This window comes from Rhizobium mesoamericanum STM3625, assembly GCF_000312665.1.
In the GTDB taxonomy this organism is placed as follows: domain Bacteria; phylum Pseudomonadota; class Alphaproteobacteria; order Rhizobiales; family Rhizobiaceae; genus Rhizobium; species Rhizobium mesoamericanum.
The window spans coordinates 847,430-872,637 of record NZ_HF536772.1 but is presented as its reverse complement, the minus strand read 5'-3'; the positions used below and the strand labels follow the sequence as shown (position 1 = coordinate 872,637).

The window sequence follows — 25,208 nt, the reverse complement described above, 5'->3', positions numbered from 1 at the left end:
AAACATTGTTTCGGCGGCCTTTGTCTATTTGCGTATTGTCGTCAGATCGTCTGGGTGGCCTTTAGCTCCAGGCGGCGGCGATGCAGGACCGGCTCTGTGTAGCCATTTGGCTGCGCCCTGCCCTTCAAGACCAGGTCAAGTGCCGCCTGGAAGGCGATCGAACCGTCGAAATCGGGAGCCATCGGTATGTAGGCTGGGTCGAATGCATTCTGCTGATCCACTATCGCGGCCATGCGTTTCATCGTTTCAACGATCTGCGCTTCGGTGGTGACCTTGTGATGCAGCCAGTTAGCCATATGCTGGGCGGATATGCGCAGCGTCGCACGGTCTTCCATTAGGCCAACATTGTTGATGTCAGGCACTTTGGAGCAGCCGACGCCCTGATCGACCCAGCGGACAACGTAACCCAATATGCCCTGGGCATTATTGTTGAGTTCGCGCTGGATTTCCTCCGGTGTCCAATTCGGACGAACCGCGACGGGAACTGAAAGAATATCGGAGAGCTTGGCGCGCGCACGATCCTTTAGGCCCTGCTGGACGCGGGCGACATTGACGCGGTGGTAATGGGTGGCATGTAGCGTCGCGGCGGTCGGGGACGGAACCCAGGCGGTGTTTGCGCCGGCTTTCGGGTGCGCAATCTTCTGCTCCAGCATCGCCGCCATCAGATCCGGCATGGCCCACATGCCCTTGCCAATCTGCGCGTGGCCGGAAAGGCCGCATTCGAGACCTATATCGACGTTCCAGTTCTCATAGGCGCTGATCCAGGCTGCTTGCTTCATGTCGCTCTTGCGGATCATCGGCCCGGCTTCCATCGAGGTGTGGATTTCATCGCCGGTGCGGTCGAGGAAGCCGGTATTGATGAAAACCACACGTTCGCGAGCGGCACGTATGCATTCCTTCAGATTGACAGTCGTGCGCCGCTCCTCGTCCATGATGCCCATTTTGATGGTGTTTCGCGCCATGCCAAGCGCATCCTCGACGCGCGAGAAGATCTCGGTGGCGAAGGCGACCTCCTCGGGACCATGCATCTTCGGCTTGACCACGTAGACCGAGCCAGTGCGGGAATTCTTGTGGCGGCCATTCGGGCCGACGTCGTGGAGGGCAATCACGCCGGTGATCATCGCATCCATGATTCCTTCCGGCACTTCATTGCCATCACGATCAAGGACAGCCGGATTGGTCATGAGATGGCCGACGTTGCGGACCAGCATCAAAGAGCGGCGACGCACTTCGAAGGGCGCGCCGGTCGGGCCGTTGTATTCCACATCGGAATTGAGCTTGCGGACGAAGCTTAAGCCGCCCTTGGACACCTCCTCTTGAAGGTCACCCTTCATGAGGCCCAGCCAATTGCGATACACGACGACCTTGTCTTCGGCGTCGACGGCAGCAACCGAGTCTTCGCAATCCATGATCGTCGTGATCGCCGATTCCAGCCAGACGTCGGAAATGTGCGCCGGATCGCTTTTGCCGATCGCGGTCGAGGTATCGACGACGATGTCGATGTGGATGCCGTTGTTCTTGAGCAGGATGTGAGACGGAGCTGCGGCATCACCCTGATATCCCGCAAACTGTGCCACATCGGTCAGCGAAACATGTTCGCCGTCGGTCGAGGTAATGGCGAGAGCACCGTTCTTGACAGCAAAGGACGCAACCTCCTTCCAGCTCCACCCAGCCAGTGGCGCGGCTGTGTCAAGGAAATCGCGAACCCAGGCTATTACCTTCTCGCCGCGCTTCGGATTGTAGCCCTTGCCTTTTTCTGCGCCGTCGCTTTCAGGAATCGCATCCGTCCCGTAGAGCGCATCATAGAGCGAACCCCAGCGGGCGTTGGCAGCGTTCAGCGCGTAACGAGCATTCATGACGGGGACGACAAGCTGAGGACCAGCGATCGAGGCAATTTCTGGATCGACGTTCGTTGTCGTAACCTGGAAATCCGAGCCCTCCGGCAAGATATAGCCGATGCCGCGGAGAAACGCCTGGTATGCTTCGATATCCGTCGGTGCACCGTGCTGGCGGTACCAATCATCAATGCGAAGCTGCAGCGCATCGCGCTTGGCGAGCAGCTCGCGGTTGCGTGGCGCCAGATCGTGAACGATGGCCGAGAAATCAGCAAAGAACTTGTCGGCATCGATGTTCAGGTCGGGCAGCGCTTCCTTCACCAGAAACTCAAGAAGGACGGCTTCAACAGCAAGACCGTTTTTATCGATGCGGCTCATTCAATGTCTCCTAAAAACCCAGGACAGCTTTCGCATGCTGCCACTTTGCCCTGCTTTCATTCATAGTCAATTATGCAATAGTTCGAAAGATTTATGCCAATTTGGGAAAAGACCGTGGCGTAACGCGCATCGGCAGACCGTTCTGCGGCTGGGTCGTCAGCTTCTGAACGGGCCAGGGCTTCGTCTGCTCCGTCATGTCGAAGCGAAAACGGTGCATGAGTACCGCCAGAGCAATGACGGCCTCTTGCAGGGCGAAGGTCGCGCCGATGCAGACCCGCGGACCGGCACCGAACGGCAGGAACTGGAAGCGCCCGATCTTGCCGCGATTCTCCGGTAGGAACCGTTCCGGAATGTATGCTCGCGGCTTGTCCCAATAGAGTTCGTGACGATGCAGCGTCCATGGCATGATGAGAATGGTAACGCCGGGCTCGATCTCGACCGCCTCCCCTTTCGCGTCGGTCCAGCGATCGGCCTCGATGGCAGCACGATTGATCGACGGCGCCGGCGGGTAGAGCCGCAGCGCTTCCTCGAAGGCAGCGCGAGTGTAAGGCATCAGATCCAGCCACTTCACCGGTTCGACATCCTGGGCAAGCACGCGATCGATCTCTTGCTCCATCGCCTCGCGGATGTGCGGCGTGTTGGCGACGCAATAGAGCGTCCAGGCGAGCGCGCGCGCGGTCGTCTCGTGGCCAGCGCCAATGAAGGTGAGGATATTGTCTTCAATTTCATCGTTCGTCAGCCCGCCACTTTCTGCCTGCTCGAGGAGCAAGGTCAGAAAATCATCCGGGGCGGCAGTGCGATCGGCCCGCATCTGGGCGAACCGGGCGTCCATTGTCTGGCGCACGATATTTCGGAACTTGTCGAGTACCTTCTGACCTCCGATACGGGTCAGACGCGGAACCCAGGACGGTGCACGCAAAAGGTCCATCGGATCGACGCGCCCCATGCGGTGCAAAAGCGCGTTGACGTCATCGGCAAAACTATCGGAGGATGTGACGATCTCGCCTGAAAACAGCGTATCGGCGAGAACGGCAAAGGTCAGCTCTGTCATGTCGGCCGCGATCTCGAAGACCTTGCCGTCTCTGTCGGCGGATTCGTATTTCCTCGCATAGTCCTCGGACTGGCGAAGCATCTGCCCCGCAAAGCCGTTTGCATGGCGCGGCGTGAAAACCGGTGCAACCGCCTTGCGGGACCGCTTCCAAACGTCCCCTTCCGCCGTCAGCAGCCCGTCGCGCAAGATCGGACGCAAGATGAGCTGGCGAATATCCGACATGCGGTAATTGGCGGCATTATCGACCAGCACATGGCGGATCAGCCCGGGATCGTTGACAATCAGGGTTCTTTCACGAAAAAACCGTGTCTGAATCCATGGCAGCGTATAGGAAGGCTCACCCCATAGTTCCAGCGGGTTGCGCAAGATGGTGCGGATGATCTCAAACCGGCTCGGCGGCACCGTACGGGGCAACGGTGCAGGCGGCTCAAAGGGATCCGGACGCATGTCCATTGGAACTCAGCCTTTTCGCAGGAGAAGTAAGCCCTCCCGGCAAGGCAAAAGCTAGAGCAGACGCTCCAGCTCGTCCAGCTTATCGTTGATCAGCCAGCCGTAATAGTTCTCTTCCGGCCAAACAGTTTCCCCGGACGCCCGGTTCTTGGCAGCAAGGGCAGCCGCGCGCTGGCGCGAGTTGCCGACGTTGTAGAGTGTCGCTGTCAGGCCCGGATTCTTGGAAATGTCCATGTCGGCGATCTGCTTGTAATCGTCAATCGAGCGCCGGATGGAGGCGGCGACGAAGGCGAGTGAGACATCCGGCTCCATGATCGCCTTGTAGACGGAACCGGCATCCTTCTCGTTGAGCTTCTCGTAGCCCGACACCTTGGAGACGAGATCCGAGAGCATCAGCGCCGTCAGCGGGTTAATCTGCCCGAGACCAAAGGTCTGACCCGCGTAGAAAGGCTGGAAGAAAACCGCGCTGAAGCGGTTGTTCGGGAAGCTCGTGGCGTCGACGGTCTTGCCACGGAAGTCGCTTTCCCAGACGTCTTCGCGGCAGCTCCACAGCATATAGGAATCGCCCTTGCCATTGCATTTAGCAAATTGCGGCCGCTTGATGAAGTCGTCAACGTCCTCGCCATTATAAGCGAAGCGGAAGCTCTCGCCCGCGTAGGAAGCAGCCTTTACATAATAGGACTGCAAGCGGTCATAGGCATCGACATTGTAAGTATGCTCGCCGACGATCGCGCCGATCACATGGATAGGGTCGATGCCGTAAGCTGCTGAGATCTTCTTGATCTTGGCCATCAGCTCGTGATCCGAGGCCAAAAGGTCATGGACCTTCTCGTATTTGCGATCGAACGAGGTCTTCGTGCCCTGCGTGCGGCGGACCGACGCGCCCGGAATATCGGGTTGCTCGGCGTGTCGATTGCCTGGCGGCACCACTTGCATGGCAAAAGCCGGCGCCGAGGTCAGCAAGGCAGTAGCAATCAAGAGATTTGTTAGAAGGCGTCGCACCATCAGCATTCCCGTCGGTTCATGGCATTCTCGCGAAGCGCGCTGACTGGCCTACAATCTTGGCCGAATAATGCTGGCGCCCATAACTAAGCGGGCCCTTCACTAAAAAGTAAAAGGCCCGCTGTCGAGAGTTCAAACTGCCAAAATCGCGGCATCAGATCAGCAAAGACATGACACGATGCTCGTTCATCACAGGATGAAGCGGGACAGATCCGTGTTCTGCGCCAGATCGCCGACGTGCTCGCGAACATAGTCGGCGTCAATCGTCACGGTCGAGCCGCCGCGGTCCGGAGCGTTGAAGGAAATTTCGTCCAGAACCCGCTCCATGACAGTCTGAAGTCGGCGTGCGCCGATATTTTCGACTGACGAGTTCAGATGGACGGCCACGTCAGCCAGGGCATCGATGCCATTGTCGGTGAACTCGAGGAGGAGGCCCTCCGTTTCCATAAGGGCCTTGTACTGCCTGATAAGGCTCGCCTCGGTTTCCGTCAGGATACGGCGGAAGTCTTCCTTGGTGAGCGCGCGCAGCTCGACGCGGATCGGCAGACGACCTTGCAGTTCCGGCAATAGATCGGACGGCTTGGATACATGGAAGGCACCGGAGGCGATGAAAAGGACATGGTCCGTCTTCACCGGGCCGTACTTCGTCGACACGGTCGTACCTTCTACTAGCGGAAGCAGGTCGCGTTGCACTCCTTCTCGCGAAACGCCGGCACCCATGCCGCCGTCGCGAGCGGCGATCTTGTCGATCTCATCCAAGAAGACGATGCCGTCATTCTCGACCGCACGGACTGCCTCGCGTTGGATGACTTCGTTGTCGATCAGCTTGTCGGATTCGTCGCGGATCAGATCGGTGTAGGATGCCTTGACCGTCGTGCGGACCTTCTTAGTGCGGCCACCCATCGCCTTACCGAACATTTCGGAGAGATTGAGCACGCCGATATTGGCGCCCGGCATCCCGGGAATGTCGAAACCACCCATGCCGGTACCAGTGTCGGCGATCTCGATGTCGATCTCCTTGTCGTCAAGTTCACCATTGCGCAGCTTCTTGCGGAAGCTTTCGCGCGTCGCCGGCGAGGCCGTGGCACCGACGAGCGCATCGAGGACGCGTTCTTCGGCACTCATATGCGCCTTTGCCTGCACTTCGCTTCGCTTCTTCTCGCGAGCCAACCCGATGCCGACCTCGACCAGATCGCGGATGATCTGCTCCACGTCACGTCCGACGTAACCGACTTCGGTAAATTTGGTCGCTTCAACCTTGATGAAGGGGGCGCCCGCCAGTTTGGCGAGGCGGCGAGAGATCTCCGTCTTGCCGACACCGGTTGGCCCGATCATCAGGATGTTCTTTGGCATGACTTCATCGCGAAGATCCGGATCGAGCTGGTGGCGGCGCCAACGATTGCGCAGCGCAATGGCCACCGCACGCTTGGCCTCATGCTGGCCGATAATGTAACGGTCGAGTTCGGAAACGATCTCGCGGGGGGAAAATGTAGTCATATCGAATATCCCATGGGGGCGTGAATCTTTGAAACCAGATCAAGCTTCGGCATCGAGCGTTTCCACCACCACATTATGGTTTGTGTATACGCAAATGTCGGCGGCAATATCGAGCGCGCGACGCGCGACCTCTTCGGCCGATTTCTCTGTATCCATCAGGGCGCGCGCAGCAGCGAGCGCAAAATTGCCCCCCGAGCCGATCGCCATGGCGCCATGCTCCGGCTCAAGAACATCTCCGTTGCCGGTTATCGCCAGCGTCACCGATCTGTCGGCGACAAGCATCATGGCTTCGAGATTGCGGAGATACTTGTCCGTGCGCCAATCCTTAGCGAGCTCGACGGCAGCACGCATCAGCTGGCCCGGATATTGTTCGAGCTTCTTTTCAAGGCGTTCGAGGAGCGTGAAGGCATCCGCGGTGGCGCCTGCGAAACCGGCAATGACTTCGCCCTTGCCGATGCGCCGCACTTTGCGGGCATTGCCCTTCATCACGGTCTGGCCAAGGCTGACCTGACCATCGCCGGCCATGATGACCTTGCCGCCCTTTCGAACTGTAATAATCGTTGTCATCCATTACACCTTTGCCCGTCTGCCGGGCTTGTTATGTCGGGCCGCACACCAGCCCTGTCGAGCCCTATGTAAGTGCGGGCACGCCGATTGCAATTGGCATCGTTTTCTGCTGCCGCGGTTCTGGATATTTCACGGCTTGCCTGATAAGGAACCCGCGTATTTCCTGATGGAGCAGCCATATGGCCGAGACCGCAGCAAGCCGCACTGGTACCGTGTCCCGCAAGACGAACGAGACTTCCGTTTCCGTTTCCGTCAGTCTTGACGGTACCGGAAAGTCGAAAATCTCGACGGGCGTAGGCTTCTTCGATCATATGCTCGACCAGTTGTCGCGACATTCGCTCATCGACATGGAGATCGAGACCAAGGGAGACCTCCACATCGACGATCACCATACGGTCGAAGACACTGGAATCGCGATCGGCCAGGCGATCGCGAAGGCGCTCGGCGATCGCCGCGGCATCACACGCTACGCATCGATTGATCTCGCCATGGACGAGACGATGACGAAGGCCGCCGTCGACCTTTCCGGTCGACCTTTCCTCGTCTGGAACGTCGCCTTCAGCGCACCTAAAATCGGAGCGTTCGACACGGAACTCGTTCGTGAGTTTTTCCAGGCGCTTGCCCAGAACGCTGGTATCACCTTGCATATTCTCAACCATTATGGTGCCAACAACCACCATATTGCAGAGACATGCTTCAAGGCCGTTGCCCGCGCACTGCGTGCGGCGACAGAGATCGATCCGAGACAGGCGGGCCGTGTTCCCTCAACGAAGGGCACGCTCGTCTGAGCCCCCTGAGGGAGCTTGACGATATGACTTCCAGCTATCTGGTTCTGACCGCGCCCGGCGGAACGGACGCAAACCACGAGAAGACGCGCTTTGTTCGCGATGGCTTCACGGTGCTCGGGTTCCTCTTCCCCTGGATATGGCTGGCCTTCCATCGCCTCTGGCTCTACGCCATCGCGGCATTTCTCCTGCAAAGCCTTGGCGGCGCGCTGACAGACCAAGCGGACCTCTGGCCAGTCGGCCTCGCGATCACCTTCGGCACAAGTCTTCTGGTAGCGCTCGAGGGTCAGAACCTTCGAATCCGCGATCTGGTCGCGAAGGGCTGGGGTGAAGCCGACCTCGTTTCGGCCGACTCTCTCTCGACCGCAGAAGAGATCCATTTTTCGAATGTTCCGACTGATACCGGCAACAGCCGTCCGGCACCCTCGCCGCAATGGGATCACGCGACCCATGCCCCGCAAAACGGCAATGCCACCTCGCTCGGTCTCTTTGGTTTTGATGGAGGACGCTGATGCGCGTCGCAATTATAGATTACGGTTCCGGCAATCTGCGTTCGGCGACGAAGGCCTTCGAGCGAGCCGCGCGGGAAGCCGGCATCGATGCTGAGATTGACCTAACGGACAAAGCCGAGGCCGTAGCGGCCGCCGATCGCGTGGTGCTGCCAGGTGTTGGCGCCTATGCCGACTGCCGACGCGGGCTCGACGCAGTTCCAGGCATGTCGGAAGCGCTAATCGAAGCGGTCGAGAAAAAGGCTTGCCCGTTTCTCGGCATCTGCGTTGGCATGCAGCTGATGTCATCGCGCGGCCTTGAAAAGACGGTGACGAACGGTTTCGGATGGATACCCGGCGACGTTGTTGAAATGACGCCTGGGGATGCCAATCTGAAGATCCCTCAAATCGGCTGGAATACGCTCGATCTGAAATCCTCTCATCCGCTGTTTGAGGGTATTCCCACGGGACCGACCGGGCTGCACGCCTATTTTGTGCATTCGTACCATCTGGCGGCGAAGGACCCCAGCGATGTGGTTGCAACGGCCGACTACGGCAGCCCGATCACCGCTTTCGTCGGTCGTGACAACATGGCCGGAGCCCAGTTCCATCCCGAAAAGAGCCAGAAGCTCGGCCTCGCCCTGATTGCCAATTTCCTGCGCTGGAAGCCTTGAACCTGCGCACTGCAAGGACTGACAGAATGATCCTATTTCCTGCAATTGACCTGAAGGACGGGCAGTGCGTTCGCCTCAAGCTCGGCGACATGGACCAAGCTACCATTTACAATCCCAATCCTGGTGCCCAGGCAAAGGCCTTTGAAGATCAGGGATTCGAGTGGCTGCATGTCGTTGACTTGAATGGCGCTTTCGCCGGCGAAAGCGTAAACGGCGCTGCGGTCGATGCGATCCTGGAGGCAACGAAGAACCCGGTTCAGCTTGGTGGTGGCATCCGTACACTCGATCATATCGAGAGCTGGCTGTCACGCGGCCTCGCCCGCGTCATTCTCGGCACGATCGCCGTGCGCGATCCGGCACTCGTGATCGAAGCCTGCAAGAAGTTTCCCGGCCGCGTTGCCGTTGGCATCGATGCCAAGGGCGGAAAGGTCGCCGTCGAAGGCTGGGCAGAGGCCTCCGAGCTCGGCGTCATCGAACTCGCGAAGAAGTTCGAGGGGGCTGGCGTTGCCGCGATCATCTACACCGACATCGACCGCGACGGCATCCTCACTGGCATCAACTGGGCGTCGACGCTCGAACTTGCCGAGGCTGTGTCGATCCCGGTGATCGCGTCCGGCGGACTCGCTTCGATCGAAGATGTGAAACGGATGCTCGAACCCGACGCACGCAAGCTCGAAGGTGCGATCTCTGGCCGCGCGCTGTATGATGGACGTATTGATCCGAAAGAGGCTTTGGCGCTGATTTCGGCCGCACGCGCGAAGGAGACTGCGCAATGACCCTGAAGGCACGCGTCATTCCCTGCCTCGACGTCAAGGACGGCCGCGTCGTCAAGGGCGTCAATTTCGTTAATCTGGTAGATGCAGGAGATCCGGTCGAGGCTGCCAAGGCTTACGATGCCGCCGGCGCCGACGAACTCTGCTTTCTCGACATCACCGCTTCGTCGGACAATCGCGAAACGATCTTCGACGTCGTGGCTCGCACTGCCGAGCAGTGCTTCATGCCGGTCACTGTCGGTGGCGGCGTTCGCACCATCGCTGACATTCGTAAACTGCTGCTTTGCGGTGCCGACAAGGTTTCGATCAATTCGGCCGCCGTCAACAATCCAGATTTCGTTGCGGAAGCTGCGGATAAGTTCGGCGACCAGTGCATCGTCGTCTCGATCGACGCCAAGCGGCGGACTAGCCAGGCGCAAGGCGATGTCAGCGGCTGGGAGATCTACACGCACGGTGGCCGCAACGCGACCGGCATCGACGCCGTGGACTTCGCTCGGAAAATGGTCGAGCGGGGGGCCGGCGAACTACTTGTCACCTCGATGGATCGGGACGGAACGAAGGTCGGCTACGATCTCGAACTGACACGCGCCATCGCGGATTCGGTTCGGGTGCCCGTGATCGCCTCCGGCGGCGTTGGTGACCTCGACGATCTCGTGGCGGGCGTCAAGGAAGGGCATGCCAACGCGGTTCTCGCCGCATCGATCTTCCATTTCGGCACCTATTCCGTGGGCGAAGCGAAGCGCTATATGTCGTCCTGCGGCATCGACATGCGCCTGGACTAAGGGAACGCATAATTATGAGCGAATTCACCCTTGCCGACCTGGAAAAGATCGTCGATGCGCGATCGAAGGCCTCGCCGGACGAATCCTGGACGGCAAAACTCGTTTCCGCGGGTCAGCCGAAAGCTGCCAAGAAACTAGGCGAAGAGGCGATTGAAACGGTAATGGCAGCGGTTGCCGACGATCGTGAAAACCTCATCTATGAAGCCGCCGACCTGCTTTATCACCTATTGGTCGTATTGAAGGTGGCGGGCATTCCGTTGCAAAGTGTCATGGCGGAGCTTGAGCGCCGTACCGCTCAGTCCGGCCTGAAAGAAAAGGCGAGCCGGCAAAGTTCATGAGTATCGCAAGACAGCTCACCGGAGCGCCCGAGACGCTCGATCATTTTCAGGCGAATGCCTATTCGCCCTATCACTTCTTTTCTTCGGAGGAGTGGGCGCGCTTCCGTGCGGATACGCCGCTCACCCTAAAGGGGGACGAGGTTAAGCGACTGCGCTCCATGGGCGACCCGATCGACCTTGATGAAGTACGGCGGATCTATCTATCGCTGTCTCGCCTGTTGTCGGCGCATGTGGAATCGTCGCAGCTGCTTTTCGAGCAGCGCAACCGCTTCCTCAGCCTCTCCAACGTCGCAAAGACGCCGTTCGTGATCGGCATCGCGGGGTCGGTGGCCGTCGGCAAATCGACGACTGCCCGTATTCTGAAAGAACTACTATCACGCTGGCCATCCAGCCCGAAGGTGGATCTCGTTACAACTGACGGCTTCCTGCATCCGAACGCCGTGCTGCAACGTGAAAACCTGATGCAGCGCAAGGGCTTTCCCGAGAGTTACGACACCGCGGCAATTCTACGCTTCCTTGCGGCGATTAAGGCCGGACAGCCGAACGTCAAGGCGCCGTCCTATTCGCATCTGGTCTATGATGTGCTGCCGAATGAATACAAAATCGTCGACCGGCCCGACATCCTCATTTTCGAGGGCATCAACGTCCTGCAATCGCGCGACCTTCCGGCCGGTGGCAAGATCGTGCCGATGGTCTCCGACTTCTTCGACTTCTCCATCTACATCGATGCGGACGAAAGCCGGATTCACGACTGGTATGTGACACGCTTCATGCGGCTGCGCGAAACGGCGTTCCGCGATCCCCACTCCTTCTTCCACCGCTATGCTTCGATCAGCGAAGGGGAAGCGCTGACAATCGCTGAAGGGCTCTGGGAAAACATCAACCTAAAGAACCTGCGCGAGAACATCCTACCCACGCGTCCGCGCGCCGACCTGATCCTGCGCAAGGGCAACAATCACCTCATCGAGCAGGTCGCCCTAAGAAAGCTCTAATCCGCTACCCGGCGAAGCGTCAGATTGATCCTGCCGCCGTTTTTCAGCAGCGTCGATGTCGACGGATAGATCTTGTCGACGCCGTGGAAACAAAGGCGCCCTTCCGCGCCTAGGATCACGACATCGCCGCTTGAGAGTCTGAAGGAAAGCGTACGGTCGTTGTGCGCTAGGCCACCGACGCGAAAAAGGCAGCTATTGCCAAGCGATATCGACACGACAGGTGCAGCGAGATCCTGTTCGTCCTTATCCTGATGCAGGCCCATGCGCGCCTCATCGGAGTAGAAGTTGACAAGGCAGGCCTGTGGCGGCTTGTCGTAGCCAGATACGTCGTTCCAGATTTCCAGTAATTCCGCGGGCATGTCCGGCCACGGCTTGCCCGTGATGGGATGGGTCGCTTGGTAACGATAGCCGTGCTCCTTGTCGGTGACCCAACCGAGAGGGCCGCAGCTCGTCATGCGCACCGACATCGGCCTTCCGGTTCGGGGCATGACGGGGATGAAAAGTGGCGCATCCGCAACGATCGACCGGATGGTATCGACCAGCGCCTGCTGCCGCGGGCGACTCAGATAGTCTGGAAGATGACTGACGCCGTTCGGAAGCAGCATATCAATCTCCGAGTGGCCGCCCGCGCATCTTTTTCACCTCGGCGCGACCTGACTTCTCCTTCAGCCGGCGTTCAATCGATCCCTTTGTCGGCTTGGTTTTCTTCCGCGGCGCCGGCGGCGGTTTGGCAGCTTCCAGAATTAGCTCCTTCAGGCGCTCGCGCGCGTCTTCGCGGTTGCGGTCCTGGCTCCGGAAGCGACTTGCCTCGATCATCAGGACGCCCTCCTTCGAGAGGCGCTTACCGGCAAGCTTCACGGCATTCGCCTTCACTCGCTCGTTCAAGGATGGTGAGTTCAGAATGCTGAAGAACAGCTGGACTGCTGTCGACACCTTGTTGACGTTCTGCCCGCCTGGGCCGCCCGCCAGGACGAACTGCTCCGTCAGCTCCCATCCAGCGATGGTGATTCGATCGTTGATGAAAAGCGGGTCGCTGGCCATGCGATTTCTATCTCACATCAGCCGGTCCTTGGGAACAGACAAAGAAACCCGGCGGAGACCGCCGGGTTTCACGTGAATCATCAATGTTTTCGCACATCATTCAGCGGCGGCGCGAAACCCCGGGGCCGCATCGCGCACCCCGCCATCGACGTGGCCCTCGAACTTTGCGAAGTTCTCGATGAACATCGTCACGAGCTTGCCGGCCTGCGCGTCATAGGCGACCGGATCCTGCCAGGTCGAACGCGGATCGAGGATGGCCGTGTCGACGCCCGGCACCGTGACGGGAACCGCGAACCCGAAGTTCGGATCGACGCGGAAATCCGTCTTGCCGAGTTCGCCCGAGAGCGCTGCAGCAAGCAGCGTGCGAGTCGCCTTGATCGGCATGCGCTTGCCGGTGCCGTAAGCACCGCCTGTCCAGCCTGTATTGACCAGCCAGCATTCAACGCCGTGGCGGCCAATGAGATGCTTCAGGAGATTGCCGTATTCCGACGGATGGCGCGGCATGAACGGCGCGCCAAAGCAGGTCGAGAAGGTCGCTTCCGGCTCGGTAACACCCCGCTCTGTACCGGCCACCTTGGCGGTGTAGCCAGACAAGAAGTGATACATGGCCTGGTCCGGCGTCAGCTTGGCGATCGGCGGCATGACGCCAAAGGCATCGGCCGTCAGCATGATGATCGTCTTCGGGTGACCGGCAAGACCGGTCTTCGACGCGTTCGGAATGAAATCCAACGGGTAGGCGCAACGCGTGTTTTCCGTGAGTGAGCCATCGTTAAAGTCAGGCTCGCGCTGGTCGTTCAGAACAACGTTTTCGAGTACAGTTCCGAAGCGCTGCGTCGTTGCATAGATTTCCGGTTCAGCTTCCGCCGACAGGCGGATTGTCTTGGCATAGCAGCCACCTTCAAAATTGAAGATGCCGTCCTCGCCCCAACCGTGCTCATCGTCGCCGATCAGCGTTCGGGCTGGATCTGCCGAGAGCGTCGTCTTGCCGGTGCCCGAGAGACCGAAGAAGACCGCGGCATCGCCCTCAGGGCCGACATTGGCCGAGCAGTGCATCGGCATGACGCTCTTTGCCGGCAACAGGTAGTTCAGCACGGTGAACACCGCTTTCTTCATTTCGCCGGCATAAAGCGTGCCGGCGATCAGCACTTCGCCGTTCGTCAGATCGCAGGCGATAACGGTTTCGCTACGGCATCCGTAACGCGCCGGATCGGCCTTGAAGGTCGGCAGATTGATAATCGTCAGTTTGGGAACGAACGCCTCAAGGGCCAAGCGCTCCGGACGGATCAGCAGATTCCGAATGAACAGCGAGTGCCACGCAAATTCGGTGACGACACGTGTCGGCAGCGCGTTGTTGCCGTCGGCACCGCCGATGAGATCCTGAACGAATAGATCCTTGCCGGCTGCATGAGCAAGCATATCCTGCCTCAACAGCGCGAAGTGCTCAGGCGACATCGGCTTGTTGTTGTCCCACCAGATCTGACCATCGGTGTTGGCGTCACGAACGACAAATTTGTCGCGCGGCGAGCGCCCGGTGTGCTGCCCCGTCAGGGCACGCAGGGCTCCATGGGCGGTCAGCTCAGCCTCGCCCCGGCGAATCGACTCTTCATAGAGAGCGGCGGCCGTAAAGTTATAGCGAGCGCTGTTTGCGCTCCCCAAACCGATCGTCGCCAGCTCTATCGCCGGGTTGTGGACTCCGAACAGCTCCATGGTCATTTCCTTCCTTGAGGCTCGTGCCGTTAAGAACTCCCGGCGACCGTACGGGCGGTTTTTTTAAAACGCAATAGAGCAAAATCAATAAAATCTAGTGATATCAAACTATTAATCGATTTAAATTTTCCCGCGATATTTTAAATCGTTTGAATCGGAATTAGCTCGGCCAAGTTCCCATGCAGCTTTTGGTTGCCATCAAAACTTTACAACAATCCCACCCTTTATCTTTGCCACAATTTGTTCCACCTTTATCCCCATAAGCGCATCCGGTTCAGAAAGGCCGCCTGGGGGACCTTCAAAATTCCTGGAGACGCGCATAGATGACGGAGATGAATACCATGCCGACAATCGCGCTCGTTGATGACGACCGCAACATCCTCACCTCGGTATCGATCGCACTCGAGGCTGAAGGGTATAAGGTCGAGACTTACACGGACGGCGCATCCGCCCTCGACGGTCTTCTCGCCCGTCCGCCGCAGCTTGCGATCTTCGACATCAAGATGCCACGCATGGACGGCATGGAACTCCTGCGTCGCCTGCGGCAGAAATCCGACATGCCGGTCATCTTCCTCACCTCGAAGGACGAGGAAATCGATGAGCTGTTCGGCCTGAAGATGGGCGCCGACGACTTCATCACTAAGCCATTCTCGCAGCGTTTGCTTGTCGAGCGCGTTCGCGCCGTGCTGCGCCGCGCTTCAAGCCGCGAAGCCGCAGCTGCAGCCGGTGGTGCCGCCCCCAAGCCGGGCACGGCACAACAGCTCGCACGCTCGCTGGAGCGAGGCCAGCTGGTCATGGACCAGGAACGCCACACCTGCACCTGGAAGGGCGAGGCGGTGACCCTCACGGTAACCGAATTCCTCATCCTGCACTCGCTGGCCCAGCGTCCGGGCGTCGTGAAAAGCCGTGACGCATTGATGGATGCGGCCTATGACGAGCAGGTCTATGTCGACGATCGGACCATCGACAGCCACATCAAACGGCTTCGCAAGAAATTCAAGATGGTCGATACCGACTTTGATATGATTGAAACGCTTTACGGAGTGGGATACCGCTTCCGCGAAGCAGCCTAACGCCGAAGCGGCGCGGCATTAAGAATTGTCGAGAGCAGGCGATCGCGAAAGCGGTCCGCTCTCCGAAAGGGCGTGTCGTTGGCACAGTTGGTGCAGGAAAGGGATCTGGATGAAGCGGAAGGCGTAAGCAATCCCCGCGTCAGGGGAAGACGCTGGTCGCATCCCTTCACGATCATCCGCCGCATCTTCGGCAACGCCGTTTTCTCGAGCCTGACGCGCCGCATCCTCTTCTTCAATCTTGCGGCGCTTGTCGTTCTTGTCGGCGGGATTCTCTACCTCAACCAGTTCCGTGAAGGGCTGATCGATGCCCGCGTCGAGAGTCTGCTGACGCAGGGTGAAATCATCGCAGGCGCCGTCTCGGCTTCCGCTTCGGTCGATACCAACTCGATCACCATCGACCCGGAAAAACTGCTCGAACTGCAGGCAGGCCAAAGCATTACGCCGGTTCCAAACGACGAGGATCTCGAATTCCCGATTGATCCGGAGAAGGTCGCACCGGTGCTGCGTCGGTTGATCTCGCCAACCAGAACCCGTGCACGAATTTTCGATGCCGATGCGAACCTACTGCTCGATTCTCGCCACCTCTATTCACGCGGTCAGGTGCTGCGTTTTGATCTGCCCCCGGTCGACGACGAGGAGCAGACTTGGGGCCAATGGTTCACGACGATCTTCAACAAGGTGCTGCAGCCTGGAAACCTGCCCCTTTATAAAGAGGCGCCCGGCGGTGATGGCTCTATTTATCCCGAAGTGATGAACGCGCTGACCGGCGTGCGCGGCGCCGTGGTCCGCACCACCGAGAAGGGCGAGCTGATCGTTTCGGTCGCCGTTCCAATCCAGCGCTTCCGCGCTGTGCTTGGTGTGCTGCTGCTGTCCACGCAGGCTGGCGATATCGACAATATTGTCCACGCCGAGCGCCTGGGCATCATGCGCGTGTTCGGGGTCGCGACACTTGTCAACGTTCTCCTGTCTCTGGTTTTATCCTCGACGATCGCCAATCCGCTGCGGCGCCTCTCTGCCGCCGCGATCCGCGTTCGCCGCGGCGCAAAGGAGCGCGAGGAAATTCCGGACTTTTCGGCGCGTCAGGACGAGATTGGCAACCTCTCCATTGCGCTGCGTGAGATGACGACAGCTCTCTACGACCGCATCGATGCGATTGAAAGCTTTGCGGCCGATGTCAGCCATGAACTGAAGAACCCGCTGACGTCGCTCCGCAGCGCCGTCGAAACGCTACCGCTCGCCAAAACGGATGATTCCAAGAAGAGGCTTCTGGATGTCATCCAGCATGACGTTCGCCGTCTGGATCGCCTGATCAGCGATATCTCCGACGCCTCTCGTCTTGATGCGGAGCTCGCGCGCGTCGACGCCGGTTCGGTCGATTTGGAAATCCTGCTTCGCGACCTCATCGAGGTGTCGCGGCAGATCCGCAATCGTAAGAAAGAAGTGCAGATTGAGTTCGCCATCGAGCGCAAACCCGGCGTCAAAACGCGTTTCGTAGTGAACGGCCACGACCTGCGCATCGGGCAAATCGTTACCAACCTCATAGAAAACGCGCGCTCCTTCGTTCCGGAGCACGACGGCAGGATCACCGTTCGACTGGTCAGAACGCGTTCTCGCTGCATCGTTTATGTCGAGGATAACGGGCCGGGTATTCAGGCCGAAAACATCGATCGTATATTCGAGCGTTTTTACACCGACCGACCGGAATCCGAAGGCTTCGGTCAGAACTCTGGCCTCGGTCTGTCGATCAGCCGCCAGATCGCTGAGGCACATGGCGGCTCGCTGCGCGCGGAGAACATCATCGACCCCGAGAGCGAAAAACTACTCGGAGCGCGCTTCATCCTCGCCCTTCCCGCCAACACCACCACATGACGGACACCCCTTCAAATATCCACGCAACCGCCATCGTCGTCGGCAGCACCGGCCTTCTTTTCATGGGTCCCTCGGGATGGGGAAAGTCGATGCTTGCCTTTGCCTGCATCACCGAAGCACAGCGCGTCGGCATGTCGGCGATACTCGTTGCCGACGACCAAGTGCTGATTTCGAAGCACGAGGGAGTGGTGGTAGCCACCTGCCCTGCGTCGATTTCCGGTTTGATTGAATTGCGCGGCACCGGCATCGTTCGTGTGCCGTACGTCGCAAGTGCTGCCATGCACTATGCAGTACTGCCGGGAAACGTGTCTGGAGAAAAACGGCTGCCGCCGGATGGCGAGAGAACGACTATTATCAACGATATAGATCTTCCGGTCATTCGGTTGCTGGCTAATACTCCAGTGCCCCTTGCCGCATTGCTGGCGAAAGCGCCGGATATCGGATGATAATGCCTGCGAAATTGGCAAATCCCGCCCGAAAAGTCGTATTTTTGTCTTGCACTTCGACTTTTCATCGCCAAGATGTGCCCGCACGGTGGACGCGATTGCTGCATTGCGATATTGAGCCCACCGTTTTGCATACGCCACTAGGAGCAGTAATATCATGATCGGACTTGTGCTTGTCACTCATGGCAAGCTGGCTGAAGAGTTTCGTCATGCGGTCGAACACGTTGTCGGTCCTCAGAAATTCATCGAAACGGTCTGTATCGGTCCCGAAGACGACATGGATCAGAGGCGACAAGATATTCTGGAAGCAGTGTCCCGCGCCGACGACGGCCACGGAGTCGTCATCCTCACCGACATGTTCGGTGGCACCCCCTCCAATCTGGCAATATCCGTCATGAGCAGCGGCCACACGGAGGTCATCGCAGGCATGAATCTGCCGATGCTGATCAAACTTGCTGGCGTACGCGGCGAGAACAATATGGAAAAGGCGCTCGTCGAGGCCTCAGAAGCCGGACGGAAGTACATCAACGTTGCGAGCCGCGTCCTCAGCGGCAAATAGTGAGCACATCGCGCCCATGACGGCACTCTCCCGAGAAATTCTGATCATCAACAAACGCGGGCTCCACGCACGCGCTTCGGCAAAGTTTGTTCAACTCGTCGAGAATTTCGATGCCGATATTACCGTATCGAAAGACGGGATGACGGTCGGCGGGACTTCGATCATGGGCTTGATGATGCTGGCAGCGAGCCCTGGTTCAAGCGTCCTTGTTTCTGCAAGCGGCAACCAAGCCGCACAGGCCCTTGATGCGCTTGACGAGCTGATCCAGAACCGGTTCGGCGAGGAAATGTAAGCTCCTTGCCGCTCATATAAACATATAAAGACTTCTTTATATCATTGTTGCCTTCGCCATAGAAGCCTGCTAAACGGCCAGCATAGCCGCGCATGCCGCGTGGACGCTACCTGGCGCACAATACGTGCGCTTTCGAATTTGAGCCGCTTTTCAGCCTGGAGAACCCAATGAGCACTGAAAAAGATTATGTCGTCGCTGACATCGGCCTCGCGGACTTCGGCCGCAAGGAAATTACGATCGCAGAAACCGAGATGCCGGGCCTGATGGCCTGCCGTGCAGAATTCGGCGAAGCAAAGCCGCTGAAGGGCGCGCGCATCACCGGCTCGCTGCACATGACGATCCAGACGGCTGTTCTCATTGAAACGCTCGTTGCACTTGGCGCCGAAGTCCGCTGGGCTTCGTGCAATATCTTCTCGACGCAGGATCATGCCGCAGCCGCAATCGCTGCTTCAGGCGTTCCTGTTTTTGCCATCAAGGGCGAGTCGCTGGAAGACTATTGGGTTTACACCGATAAGATTTTCCAATGGGCTGACGGCGGTCTTTCCAACATGATCCTCGATGATGGCGGCGACGCTACCATGTACATCCTGCTCGGCGCGCGAGCGGAAGCCGGCGAGGACGTGTTGTCGAACCCGCATTCCGAAGAAGAAGAAATCCTCTTCGCACAGATCAAGAAGCGTCTGGCCGCTTCGCCGGGCTGGTTCACCAAGCAGCGCGACGCCATCAAAGGTGTAACGGAAGAAACCACAACGGGCGTCAACCGGTTGTATCAGCTGAGCCAGAAGGGCCTCCTTCCTTTCCCGGCGATCAACGTCAACGATTCAGTCACCAAGTCGAAGTTCGACAACAAGTACGGCTGTAAGGAATCGCTGGTTGACGGCATCCGCCGCGGCACCGACGTCATGATGGCCGGCAAGGTCGCCGTGGTCTGCGGCTACGGCGACGTCGGCAAGGGATCGGCCGCTTCGCTTCAAGGTGCTGGCGCCCGCGTCAAGGTGACGGAGGTCGATCCGATCTGCGCGCTCCAGGCGGCCATGGACGGTTTCGAAGTCGTCACGTTGGAAGACGTCGTGTCGTCGGCGGACATCTTCATCACCACGACAGGCAACAAGGACGTCATTCGGATCGACCACATGCGTCAGATGAAGGACATGGCGATCGTCGGCAACATCGGCCACTTCGACAACGAAATCGAAGTTGCAGCGCTGCGTAACCTGAAGTGGACGAACATCAAGCCGCAGGTCGACCTGATTGAGTTCCCGAAAGGCAATCGCATCATCTTGCTCTCGGAGGGTCGCCTGCTCAACCTCGGCAACGCCACGGGGCATCCATCCTTCGTCATGTCGGCTTCCTTCACCAACCAGACGTTGGCGCAGATCGAGCTCTTCACCAAGACCGGCCAGTACAAGAACCAGGTCTATATCCTGCCGAAGCACCTCGACGAAAAGGTTGCGCGCCTTCATCTCGACAAGCTCGGCGTGAAGCTGACACAGCTTTCTGCTGAACAGGCAGCCTATATCGGCGTCACGCCGCAAGGTCCGTACAAGGCAGAACACTACAGATATTGATCCCAAACTGAATATCCACAACATCTAGAGGCGCGCCAGATTGACAAATGTGGCGCCCTTATTTTTTGACACACATCTTTCCGCCGATTCCCTTCCGAAGTATTGTTTTAACACTCGATTCGTGGCCACGGACGTGTCCGTTTGCTTCGAAAATGGGATGTCTTGTCGTGATGCGGCACATTAAAGGACGGAGACATACCGCGCATGTCGGAAATGATGCACAGCCTGGTGGAACAGGCGGAGGATGGCGCGTACGCTGCCTCCTGCCCGCTTTATCCAGGTGAACGGAAACCAGTCGGCGGCTCAAAGACAATCGCCGGCAAGCCGGGAATACTGGCTCGTGTCGTGCGGATTTTTGCCGCGGGCACCGCAATCGTGTTGGTTGCACCGCCGGTTTTCGCACAGGTCGACACTGCGGCTGTCGCATCTGCGCATCTTTTTACTTCATCGCAGGTCGTTGGTCTCTCCGTCGTTATCGGTGTGATCTCCGCTGCGCTGCTTTCGACTCTCTGGGTTGTACGCCAGCGCGGCAACCTTGAAAGCGAGAGCCGAGAAATCCGCTCGGCACTCTCGGACGCACAACAGCGCATCTCGCAATATCAGGCGCTGATCGCCGACAAGAATCGCCGGATCGTCATCTGGGATGGCAACGAGCGCCCTGAGCTTATCGGCCAGCTGCCGGCGGAAACCGGCGCGCCGCAAGACAGCGAATTCCTTGCTTTCGGGCTGTGGCTCAAGTCGCGCTCCGCGTCCGAGCTGGAGCGTGCAATCGATCGCCTTCGCGGCTCAGCTCAGAGCTTCGACATGGTCGTTGAAACCCATCGCGAGGAAATTCTTGAGGCCCAGGGCCGGGTTTCCGGCGGTCGCGCATTTGTCCGTTTTGTGGCGCTGAACAATCTCCGAGCTGAGCTTGCCGAGCTTAAGATCGAACGGGACAGGCTGCTGTCGTCGATCTCGGCGTTTCAGAGCATGCTCGATGCAATTGATCTGCCGGCATGGCAACGTGACAGCGATGGTCGGTTAACCTGGGTCAACCACGCCTATGGCGAAGCAGTCGAAGCAAGCACGCCCGCGCAAGCGGTCGATGAGGGTCGGGAATTCCTAACGACCGTTGCCCGCGAGCGTATCCGCGCCACGGCCACCACCGAGTCGCCTTTCCACGACAAGATTTCGACGGTAGTGCGTGGCAATCGCACGTTCTTCGACGTTGTCGATGTCAAGGTGCCTAGCGGATCTGCCGGCATTGCTGTCGATGTTTCCGGTATTGAGGCCGTTCGCGCGGAACTCGAGCGAACACTGAAGAGCCACGCCGAGACCCTTGATCACCTCGCGACCCCAGTGGCAATCTTCGACGGCGACCGGCGGCTGCAGTTTTACAATCAGGCGTTCGTCTCGCTCTGGGAACTCGATATTGCGTTCCTCGAGAGCCGGCCCGACAATGCAGAACTGCTTGAGCGGCTACGCGCTGCGAAAAAGCTGCCGGACCAGCTGAACTGGAAATCCTGGAAGGAAGCTGCGCTTTCGGTATACCGGGCACTCGATACGCAGTCGGACCTTTGGCACTTGCCGAACGGTCAGACGTTGCGGGTTTTCGCAACAGCGCATCCGCAGGGCGGCGCCACCTGGGTGTTCGAGAACCTGACCGAGCAGGTCGATCTTGAGACACGCTACAACACGCTTCTCAAGGTTCAAGGCGAGACGATCGACCATCTCTCGGAGGGTGTTGCCGTCTTTGGGCCTGACGGACGCATTCGCCTCTCGAATCCCGCCTTCCGTGCGCTCTGGGGAATCACGGAAGCTGACGCGAAGCCCGGCACGCATATCCGCGCCCTTGGCGATGCATGCTCTCAATCCTATGATCGCCCGGATGGATGGAGGACCTTCGCCGAGCTGATCACCAGCTTTGACGACGAGCGCCGCTCCAGCCAGGGGACGCTCGAGCTATTCTCGGGTCTCGTGCTCGACTATGCTGTCATTCCGTTGCCGAATGCACAGACGATGTTGACCTTTGTCAACATGACCGACAGCGTCCGCGCCGAGCGCGCGTTGACGGAAAAGAACGAAGCACTGCGCAAGGCGGACGAACTCAAGAACGACTTCGTCCAACATGTCTCCTACGAACTGCGCTCGCCACTGACCAACATCATCGGCTTTACAGATCTGCTACGCACGCCCGGACTCGGACCACTGAACGACCGGCAGGCAGAGTATATCGACCACATTTCGACCTCATCTTCGGTCCTGCTGACGCTGGTCAACGACATCCTCGATCTTGCTACGGTCGACGCCGGAATCATGCACCTAAATTACTCACCGATCGATCTCGGCGACCTTTTGGACGACGTATCGATGCAGATTGCCGACAGGCTGCAGGAAAGCGGCGTGACGCTAGAGATCACCGCGCCGGCGCATCTGGGCTCGATCATTGCTGATCCGCAAAGGCTGAAGCAGATCCTCGTAAAGCTGCTTTCCAACGCTGCCAACTTCTCCCCGGAAGGCTCGTCAATCGCACTGGAATGCCAGCGCGACGGGACAGATTTCGTCTTCTCCGTCAGCGATCGTGGTCCAGGTATTTCGCAGGACATGATCGCCAACGTGTTCGACCGATTCGCCACCGGTGCGAAGACTGGCAAGAGGGGCGGAGCAGGACTCGGGCTCTCGATCGTCGACAGCTTCGTCAGTCTCCACCACGGGACGGTCACCATCGACAGTCAGCCCGGCAAGGGCACGGTCGTGACCTGCCGGATTCCTTCAGTCGATCTCCCGACGTCCGTCGCAGCCGAATGATGACCCCTATCATTTCCCTCTTCCTAAAGGATGAGGCGGAAACAACCCGCTTTGGGAATGATCTTGCGCTGGCACTAAGGCAAGGTGACTGCCTTGCCCTTTCGGGTGACCTCGGCGCCGGAAAATCCTCCCTTGCTCGCGCGTTCCTGCGCGCGATGGCGGATGACGACGATCTTGAGGTGCCGAGCCCCACCTTCACCCTGGTGCAGAGCTATGACCTGCGCATACCAGTCTCGCATTTCGATCTCTACCGCCTCGGAGATCCGGCCGAACTGACCGAACTTGGCTTCGGCGAGGCTCTCCAGGACGGCATCTGTCTCGTGGAGTGGCCCGAGATGGCGAGCGAGGAGCTGCCGGCAGACCGGATTGCATTGAAGCTCGAGCACGAGGGCCCAGGTCGGCGGGTGACCATTGCGGCGCCGGACAAAAACGCCGCCCGAATTCGCCGCGTCCTCGCGATCCGTGATTTCCTCGATGCCGCGGGATATCCCTTGGCGAAACGTCGTTTCCTGACCGGTGACGCATCTCTCCGCGCCTACGAGGCGGTCTATCCCGGTGATGGAAAGCGCCGCATCCTGATGGACTGGCCGCCGTTGCCGGAAGGGCCCCCGGTTCTGGATGGCAAGTCATATCCGAAAGTCGCGCACATCGCGGAGAACGCCTATCCCTTCGTCGCCGTAGCGAATGTGCTTCGACGGGAGGGCTTTGCAGCACCCGACGTTTACCACGTCGACTATGAGCAAGGCATTCTGCTGCTGGAGGACCTTGGCGTCGACGGCGTACTGGATGTGCAGGGCCGGCCTATCACCGATCGTTACCGGGCAAGCGTCGCCTGCCTGGCGTTTCTCCACTCGCTGGCAATCCCGCGGGACATCCACGTCACGGAAAGCCATGTCCACCACATCCCGGATTTCGACAAAACGGCGATGAAGATGGAAGTGCGCCTCGTTCTCGACTGGCATCTCCCCTGGAAGCGCGGGGGTACTCCTGCCAGCGGCGCAGAGCGCGATGAGTACCTCGCTATCTGGGATGGGCTGATCGACGAATTGGAGACCTCCGAAAAAGGACTTCTCCTTCGTGATTTTCATTCGCCGAATATCATCTGGCGCGAGAATGAGAAGGGGATTGCGCGCGTTGGCTTGATCGATTTTCAAGATGCGATGATCGGCCCCACTGCCTACGATCTCGCGTCGATCACGCAGGACGCGCGCGTCACGATCGCGCCCGATCTCTTCCAGCAATTGATGGACGACTATCTGGCGTTACGCAGAGCACAGGGCGACTTCGACGAGGTCCGCTTCCTCAAGAGTTGGGCCATCATGTCGGCACAACGCAACTGCAAGCTTGCCGGGCTATGGGTTCGCCTGATGCAAAGGGACGGAAAGCCGGGCTACATGAAGCATATGCCGCGGACGCTCTCCTATCTTTCCGTGGCGTTAGAACACGAAACGCTTGCCCCCTTGCGCGACTGGCTCGTAAGGGCTGGAATAGTGTAAAGCGAATCATAGTTTCTCGGATCAAATGAGCATCAAGCAAGCCATGGTTCTTGCTGCAGGTCTTGGGACCCGCATGCGGCCAATCACCGACACCATTCCGAAACCGCTCGTGAAGGTCGACGGTAAGGCGATGATCGACTATGCGCTGGATTCGCTTGCGGAGGCCGGCGTGGAACGGGTCGTGGTCAATGTTCACCATCATGCCGACCAAATGATGACTCACTTGGCTTGCTACAAAAACCTCGAGATCACTGTTTCCGACGAACGTGAGAAACTGATGAACAACGGCGGTGGGCTTGCAAGGGGCCTGAAGCTGCTTCCACCCGGCAAGGTGTTCGTCACGAATGCCGACCTTTTCTGGATCGGGGAGCGTCCGGGCGCTCCAAGCAACCTGACACGTTTAGCCGGCTTCTTTGATCCACAACGCATGGACATGGCGATGCTTTGTGTAAAATTGGAGGATACCACCGGGCATAATGGCAAGAACGATTTTAATATGGCCGTGGATGGCCGATTGACGCGCTTTACCGAATCCGGGCCCGGCCCAGTCGTCTACGCCGGTGCGATTGCCATGGACACATCGTTCCTTGATGACGCTCCGGCCGATCCATTCAACCTCAATCTCTATTTCGACAAGGCGATCTCTCGTAGGCGACTTTACGGCACAGTCCTCGAAGGACACTGGCTTACGGTCGGCACGCCCGAGGCGATCGGCGAAGCGGAGGAAACGATCCGGCGATACCGGACGTTTGCATGAC

General features: G+C 58.7%; 24 protein-coding genes. 16 read left to right on the top strand and 8 right to left on the bottom strand.

The annotated features are described in order from the left end of the window. Positions 1 to 41: 41 nt before the first annotated feature. The 5 genes from BN77_RS04185 to hslV all read right to left on the bottom strand — a co-directional run bounded on the left by BN77_RS04185 (position 42) and on the right by hslV (position 6,780). Entirely contained in the window at positions 42 to 2,213 is a 2,172-nt protein-coding gene (locus BN77_RS04185) for a malate synthase G (protein WP_007528786.1), read from the bottom strand. 91 nt (positions 2,214 to 2,304) lie between these two features. Beyond that, positions 2,305 to 3,717 carry a cytochrome P450 gene (locus BN77_RS04180; protein WP_007528785.1) on the bottom strand — a complete coding sequence of 471 codons (1,413 nt, stop codon included), beginning with the start codon at positions 3,715 to 3,717 and terminating at the stop codon, positions 2,305 to 2,307. 51 nt (positions 3,718 to 3,768) lie between these two features. Then, on the bottom strand, positions 3,769 to 4,716 hold the full coding sequence (locus tag BN77_RS04175) for a DUF1402 family protein (RefSeq protein ID WP_040677554.1): 948 nt from the start codon (positions 4,714 to 4,716) through the stop codon (positions 3,769 to 3,771). A 189-nt stretch (positions 4,717 to 4,905) separates the two neighbouring features. Then, the gene (hslU, locus tag BN77_RS04170) at positions 4,906 to 6,213 is read right to left on the bottom strand and encodes an ATP-dependent protease ATPase subunit HslU (RefSeq protein ID WP_007528783.1); all 1,308 of its coding nucleotides are present in this window, start codon (positions 6,211 to 6,213) and stop codon (positions 4,906 to 4,908) included. 39 nt (positions 6,214 to 6,252) lie between these two features. Continuing rightward, a complete protein-coding gene (hslV, locus tag BN77_RS04165; RefSeq protein ID WP_007528782.1) occupies positions 6,253 to 6,780 on the bottom strand; it encodes an ATP-dependent protease subunit HslV in 528 nt (175 codons plus the stop codon). Positions 6,781 to 6,959: 179 nt separating this feature from the next. Between hslV and hisB the strand changes: the two genes are divergently transcribed. The 7 genes from hisB to coaA are packed head-to-tail and all read left to right on the top strand — an operon-like array spanning position 6,960 to position 11,612. Then, the gene (gene hisB, locus BN77_RS04160) at positions 6,960 to 7,568 is read left to right on the top strand and encodes an imidazoleglycerol-phosphate dehydratase HisB (RefSeq protein WP_007528781.1); all 609 of its coding nucleotides are present in this window, start codon (positions 6,960 to 6,962) and stop codon (positions 7,566 to 7,568) included. Positions 7,569 to 7,591: 23 nt separating this feature from the next. Then, the gene (locus tag BN77_RS04155) at positions 7,592 to 8,077 is read left to right on the top strand and encodes a DUF2628 domain-containing protein (protein WP_007528780.1); all 486 of its coding nucleotides are present in this window, start codon (positions 7,592 to 7,594) and stop codon (positions 8,075 to 8,077) included. Next, positions 8,077 to 8,727 (top strand): imidazole glycerol phosphate synthase subunit HisH, encoded by a 651-nt coding sequence (gene hisH, locus BN77_RS04150; protein WP_007528779.1) that lies wholly within the window; start codon positions 8,077 to 8,079, stop codon positions 8,725 to 8,727. The genes BN77_RS04155 and hisH overlap by 1 nt, the downstream gene beginning before the upstream one ends. Positions 8,728 to 8,753: 26 nt before the next feature. Then, entirely contained in the window at positions 8,754 to 9,503 is a 750-nt protein-coding gene (hisA, locus tag BN77_RS04145; RefSeq protein WP_007528778.1) for a 1-(5-phosphoribosyl)-5-[(5-phosphoribosylamino)methylideneamino]imidazole-4-carboxamide isomerase, read from the top strand. Beyond that, on the top strand, positions 9,500 to 10,282 hold the full coding sequence (hisF, locus tag BN77_RS04140; RefSeq protein ID WP_007528777.1) for an imidazole glycerol phosphate synthase subunit HisF: 783 nt from the start codon (positions 9,500 to 9,502) through the stop codon (positions 10,280 to 10,282). Before hisA ends, hisF begins: the two co-directional genes overlap by 4 nt. Before the next feature lie 14 nt (positions 10,283 to 10,296). Next, positions 10,297 to 10,620 (top strand): phosphoribosyl-ATP diphosphatase, encoded by a 324-nt coding sequence (locus tag BN77_RS04135; RefSeq protein WP_007528776.1) that lies wholly within the window; start codon positions 10,297 to 10,299, stop codon positions 10,618 to 10,620. Continuing rightward, positions 10,617 to 11,612 carry a type I pantothenate kinase gene (gene coaA, locus BN77_RS04130; protein ID WP_007528775.1) on the top strand — a complete coding sequence of 332 codons (996 nt, stop codon included), beginning with the start codon at positions 10,617 to 10,619 and terminating at the stop codon, positions 11,610 to 11,612. Before BN77_RS04135 ends, coaA begins: the two co-directional genes overlap by 4 nt. Here the strand turns inward: coaA and BN77_RS04125 are convergent. The 3 genes from BN77_RS04125 to BN77_RS04115 all read right to left on the bottom strand — a co-directional run bounded on the left by BN77_RS04125 (position 11,609) and on the right by BN77_RS04115 (position 14,360). Continuing rightward, on the bottom strand, positions 11,609 to 12,217 hold the full coding sequence (locus BN77_RS04125; protein ID WP_007528774.1) for an alpha-ketoglutarate-dependent dioxygenase AlkB: 609 nt from the start codon (positions 12,215 to 12,217) through the stop codon (positions 11,609 to 11,611). The two genes, coaA and BN77_RS04125, sit on opposite strands and share 4 nt — an antisense overlap. Before the next feature lies 1 nt (position 12,218). Further along, complete coding sequence (arfB, locus tag BN77_RS04120) at positions 12,219 to 12,653, bottom strand: alternative ribosome rescue aminoacyl-tRNA hydrolase ArfB (RefSeq protein ID WP_007528773.1); 435 nt, start codon at positions 12,651 to 12,653, stop codon at positions 12,219 to 12,221. 96 nt (positions 12,654 to 12,749) lie between these two features. After that, positions 12,750 to 14,360: a phosphoenolpyruvate carboxykinase gene (locus tag BN77_RS04115; RefSeq protein WP_007528772.1), complete on the bottom strand. Its 1,611-nt coding sequence runs from the start codon at positions 14,358 to 14,360 to the stop codon at positions 12,750 to 12,752. 341 nt (positions 14,361 to 14,701) lie between these two features. Here BN77_RS04115 and BN77_RS04110 point away from each other — a divergent pair, with 341 nt between their 5' ends. The 9 genes from BN77_RS04110 to BN77_RS04070 all read left to right on the top strand — a co-directional run bounded on the left by BN77_RS04110 (position 14,702) and on the right by BN77_RS04070 (position 25,207). Further along, positions 14,702 to 15,433 carry a response regulator transcription factor gene (locus BN77_RS04110; RefSeq protein WP_208856452.1) on the top strand — a complete coding sequence of 244 codons (732 nt, stop codon included), beginning with the start codon at positions 14,702 to 14,704 and terminating at the stop codon, positions 15,431 to 15,433. A 78-nt stretch (positions 15,434 to 15,511) separates the two neighbouring features. After that, positions 15,512 to 17,302, top strand: a complete 1,791-nt coding sequence (locus BN77_RS04105; protein ID WP_007528767.1) for a sensor histidine kinase — start codon at positions 15,512 to 15,514, stop codon at positions 17,300 to 17,302. Then, positions 17,299 to 17,748 (top strand): HPr kinase/phosphorylase, encoded by a 450-nt coding sequence (locus BN77_RS04100; protein ID WP_007528765.1) that lies wholly within the window; start codon positions 17,299 to 17,301, stop codon positions 17,746 to 17,748. Before BN77_RS04105 ends, BN77_RS04100 begins: the two co-directional genes overlap by 4 nt. Before the next feature lie 157 nt (positions 17,749 to 17,905). After that, complete coding sequence (locus BN77_RS04095; RefSeq protein ID WP_007528763.1) at positions 17,906 to 18,307, top strand: PTS sugar transporter subunit IIA; 402 nt, start codon at positions 17,906 to 17,908, stop codon at positions 18,305 to 18,307. A gap of 16 nt (positions 18,308 to 18,323) precedes the next feature. Next, positions 18,324 to 18,599 carry an HPr family phosphocarrier protein gene (locus BN77_RS04090; protein ID WP_007528761.1) on the top strand — a complete coding sequence of 92 codons (276 nt, stop codon included), beginning with the start codon at positions 18,324 to 18,326 and terminating at the stop codon, positions 18,597 to 18,599. Positions 18,600 to 18,766: 167 nt separating this feature from the next. Next, positions 18,767 to 20,167: an adenosylhomocysteinase gene (gene ahcY, locus BN77_RS04085; protein ID WP_007528758.1), complete on the top strand. Its 1,401-nt coding sequence runs from the start codon at positions 18,767 to 18,769 to the stop codon at positions 20,165 to 20,167. A gap of 204 nt (positions 20,168 to 20,371) precedes the next feature. Then, complete coding sequence (locus tag BN77_RS04080; RefSeq protein WP_007528756.1) at positions 20,372 to 22,954, top strand: PAS domain-containing sensor histidine kinase; 2,583 nt, start codon at positions 20,372 to 20,374, stop codon at positions 22,952 to 22,954. Further along, entirely contained in the window at positions 22,951 to 24,450 is a 1,500-nt protein-coding gene (locus tag BN77_RS04075) for a bifunctional tRNA (adenosine(37)-N6)-threonylcarbamoyltransferase complex ATPase subunit type 1 TsaE/phosphotransferase (protein WP_007528753.1), read from the top strand. Before BN77_RS04080 ends, BN77_RS04075 begins: the two co-directional genes overlap by 4 nt. A gap of 25 nt (positions 24,451 to 24,475) precedes the next feature. Beyond that, positions 24,476 to 25,207: a nucleotidyltransferase family protein gene (locus BN77_RS04070; protein WP_007528752.1), complete on the top strand. Its 732-nt coding sequence runs from the start codon at positions 24,476 to 24,478 to the stop codon at positions 25,205 to 25,207. The last annotated feature ends 1 nt before the right edge of the window (position 25,208 follow it).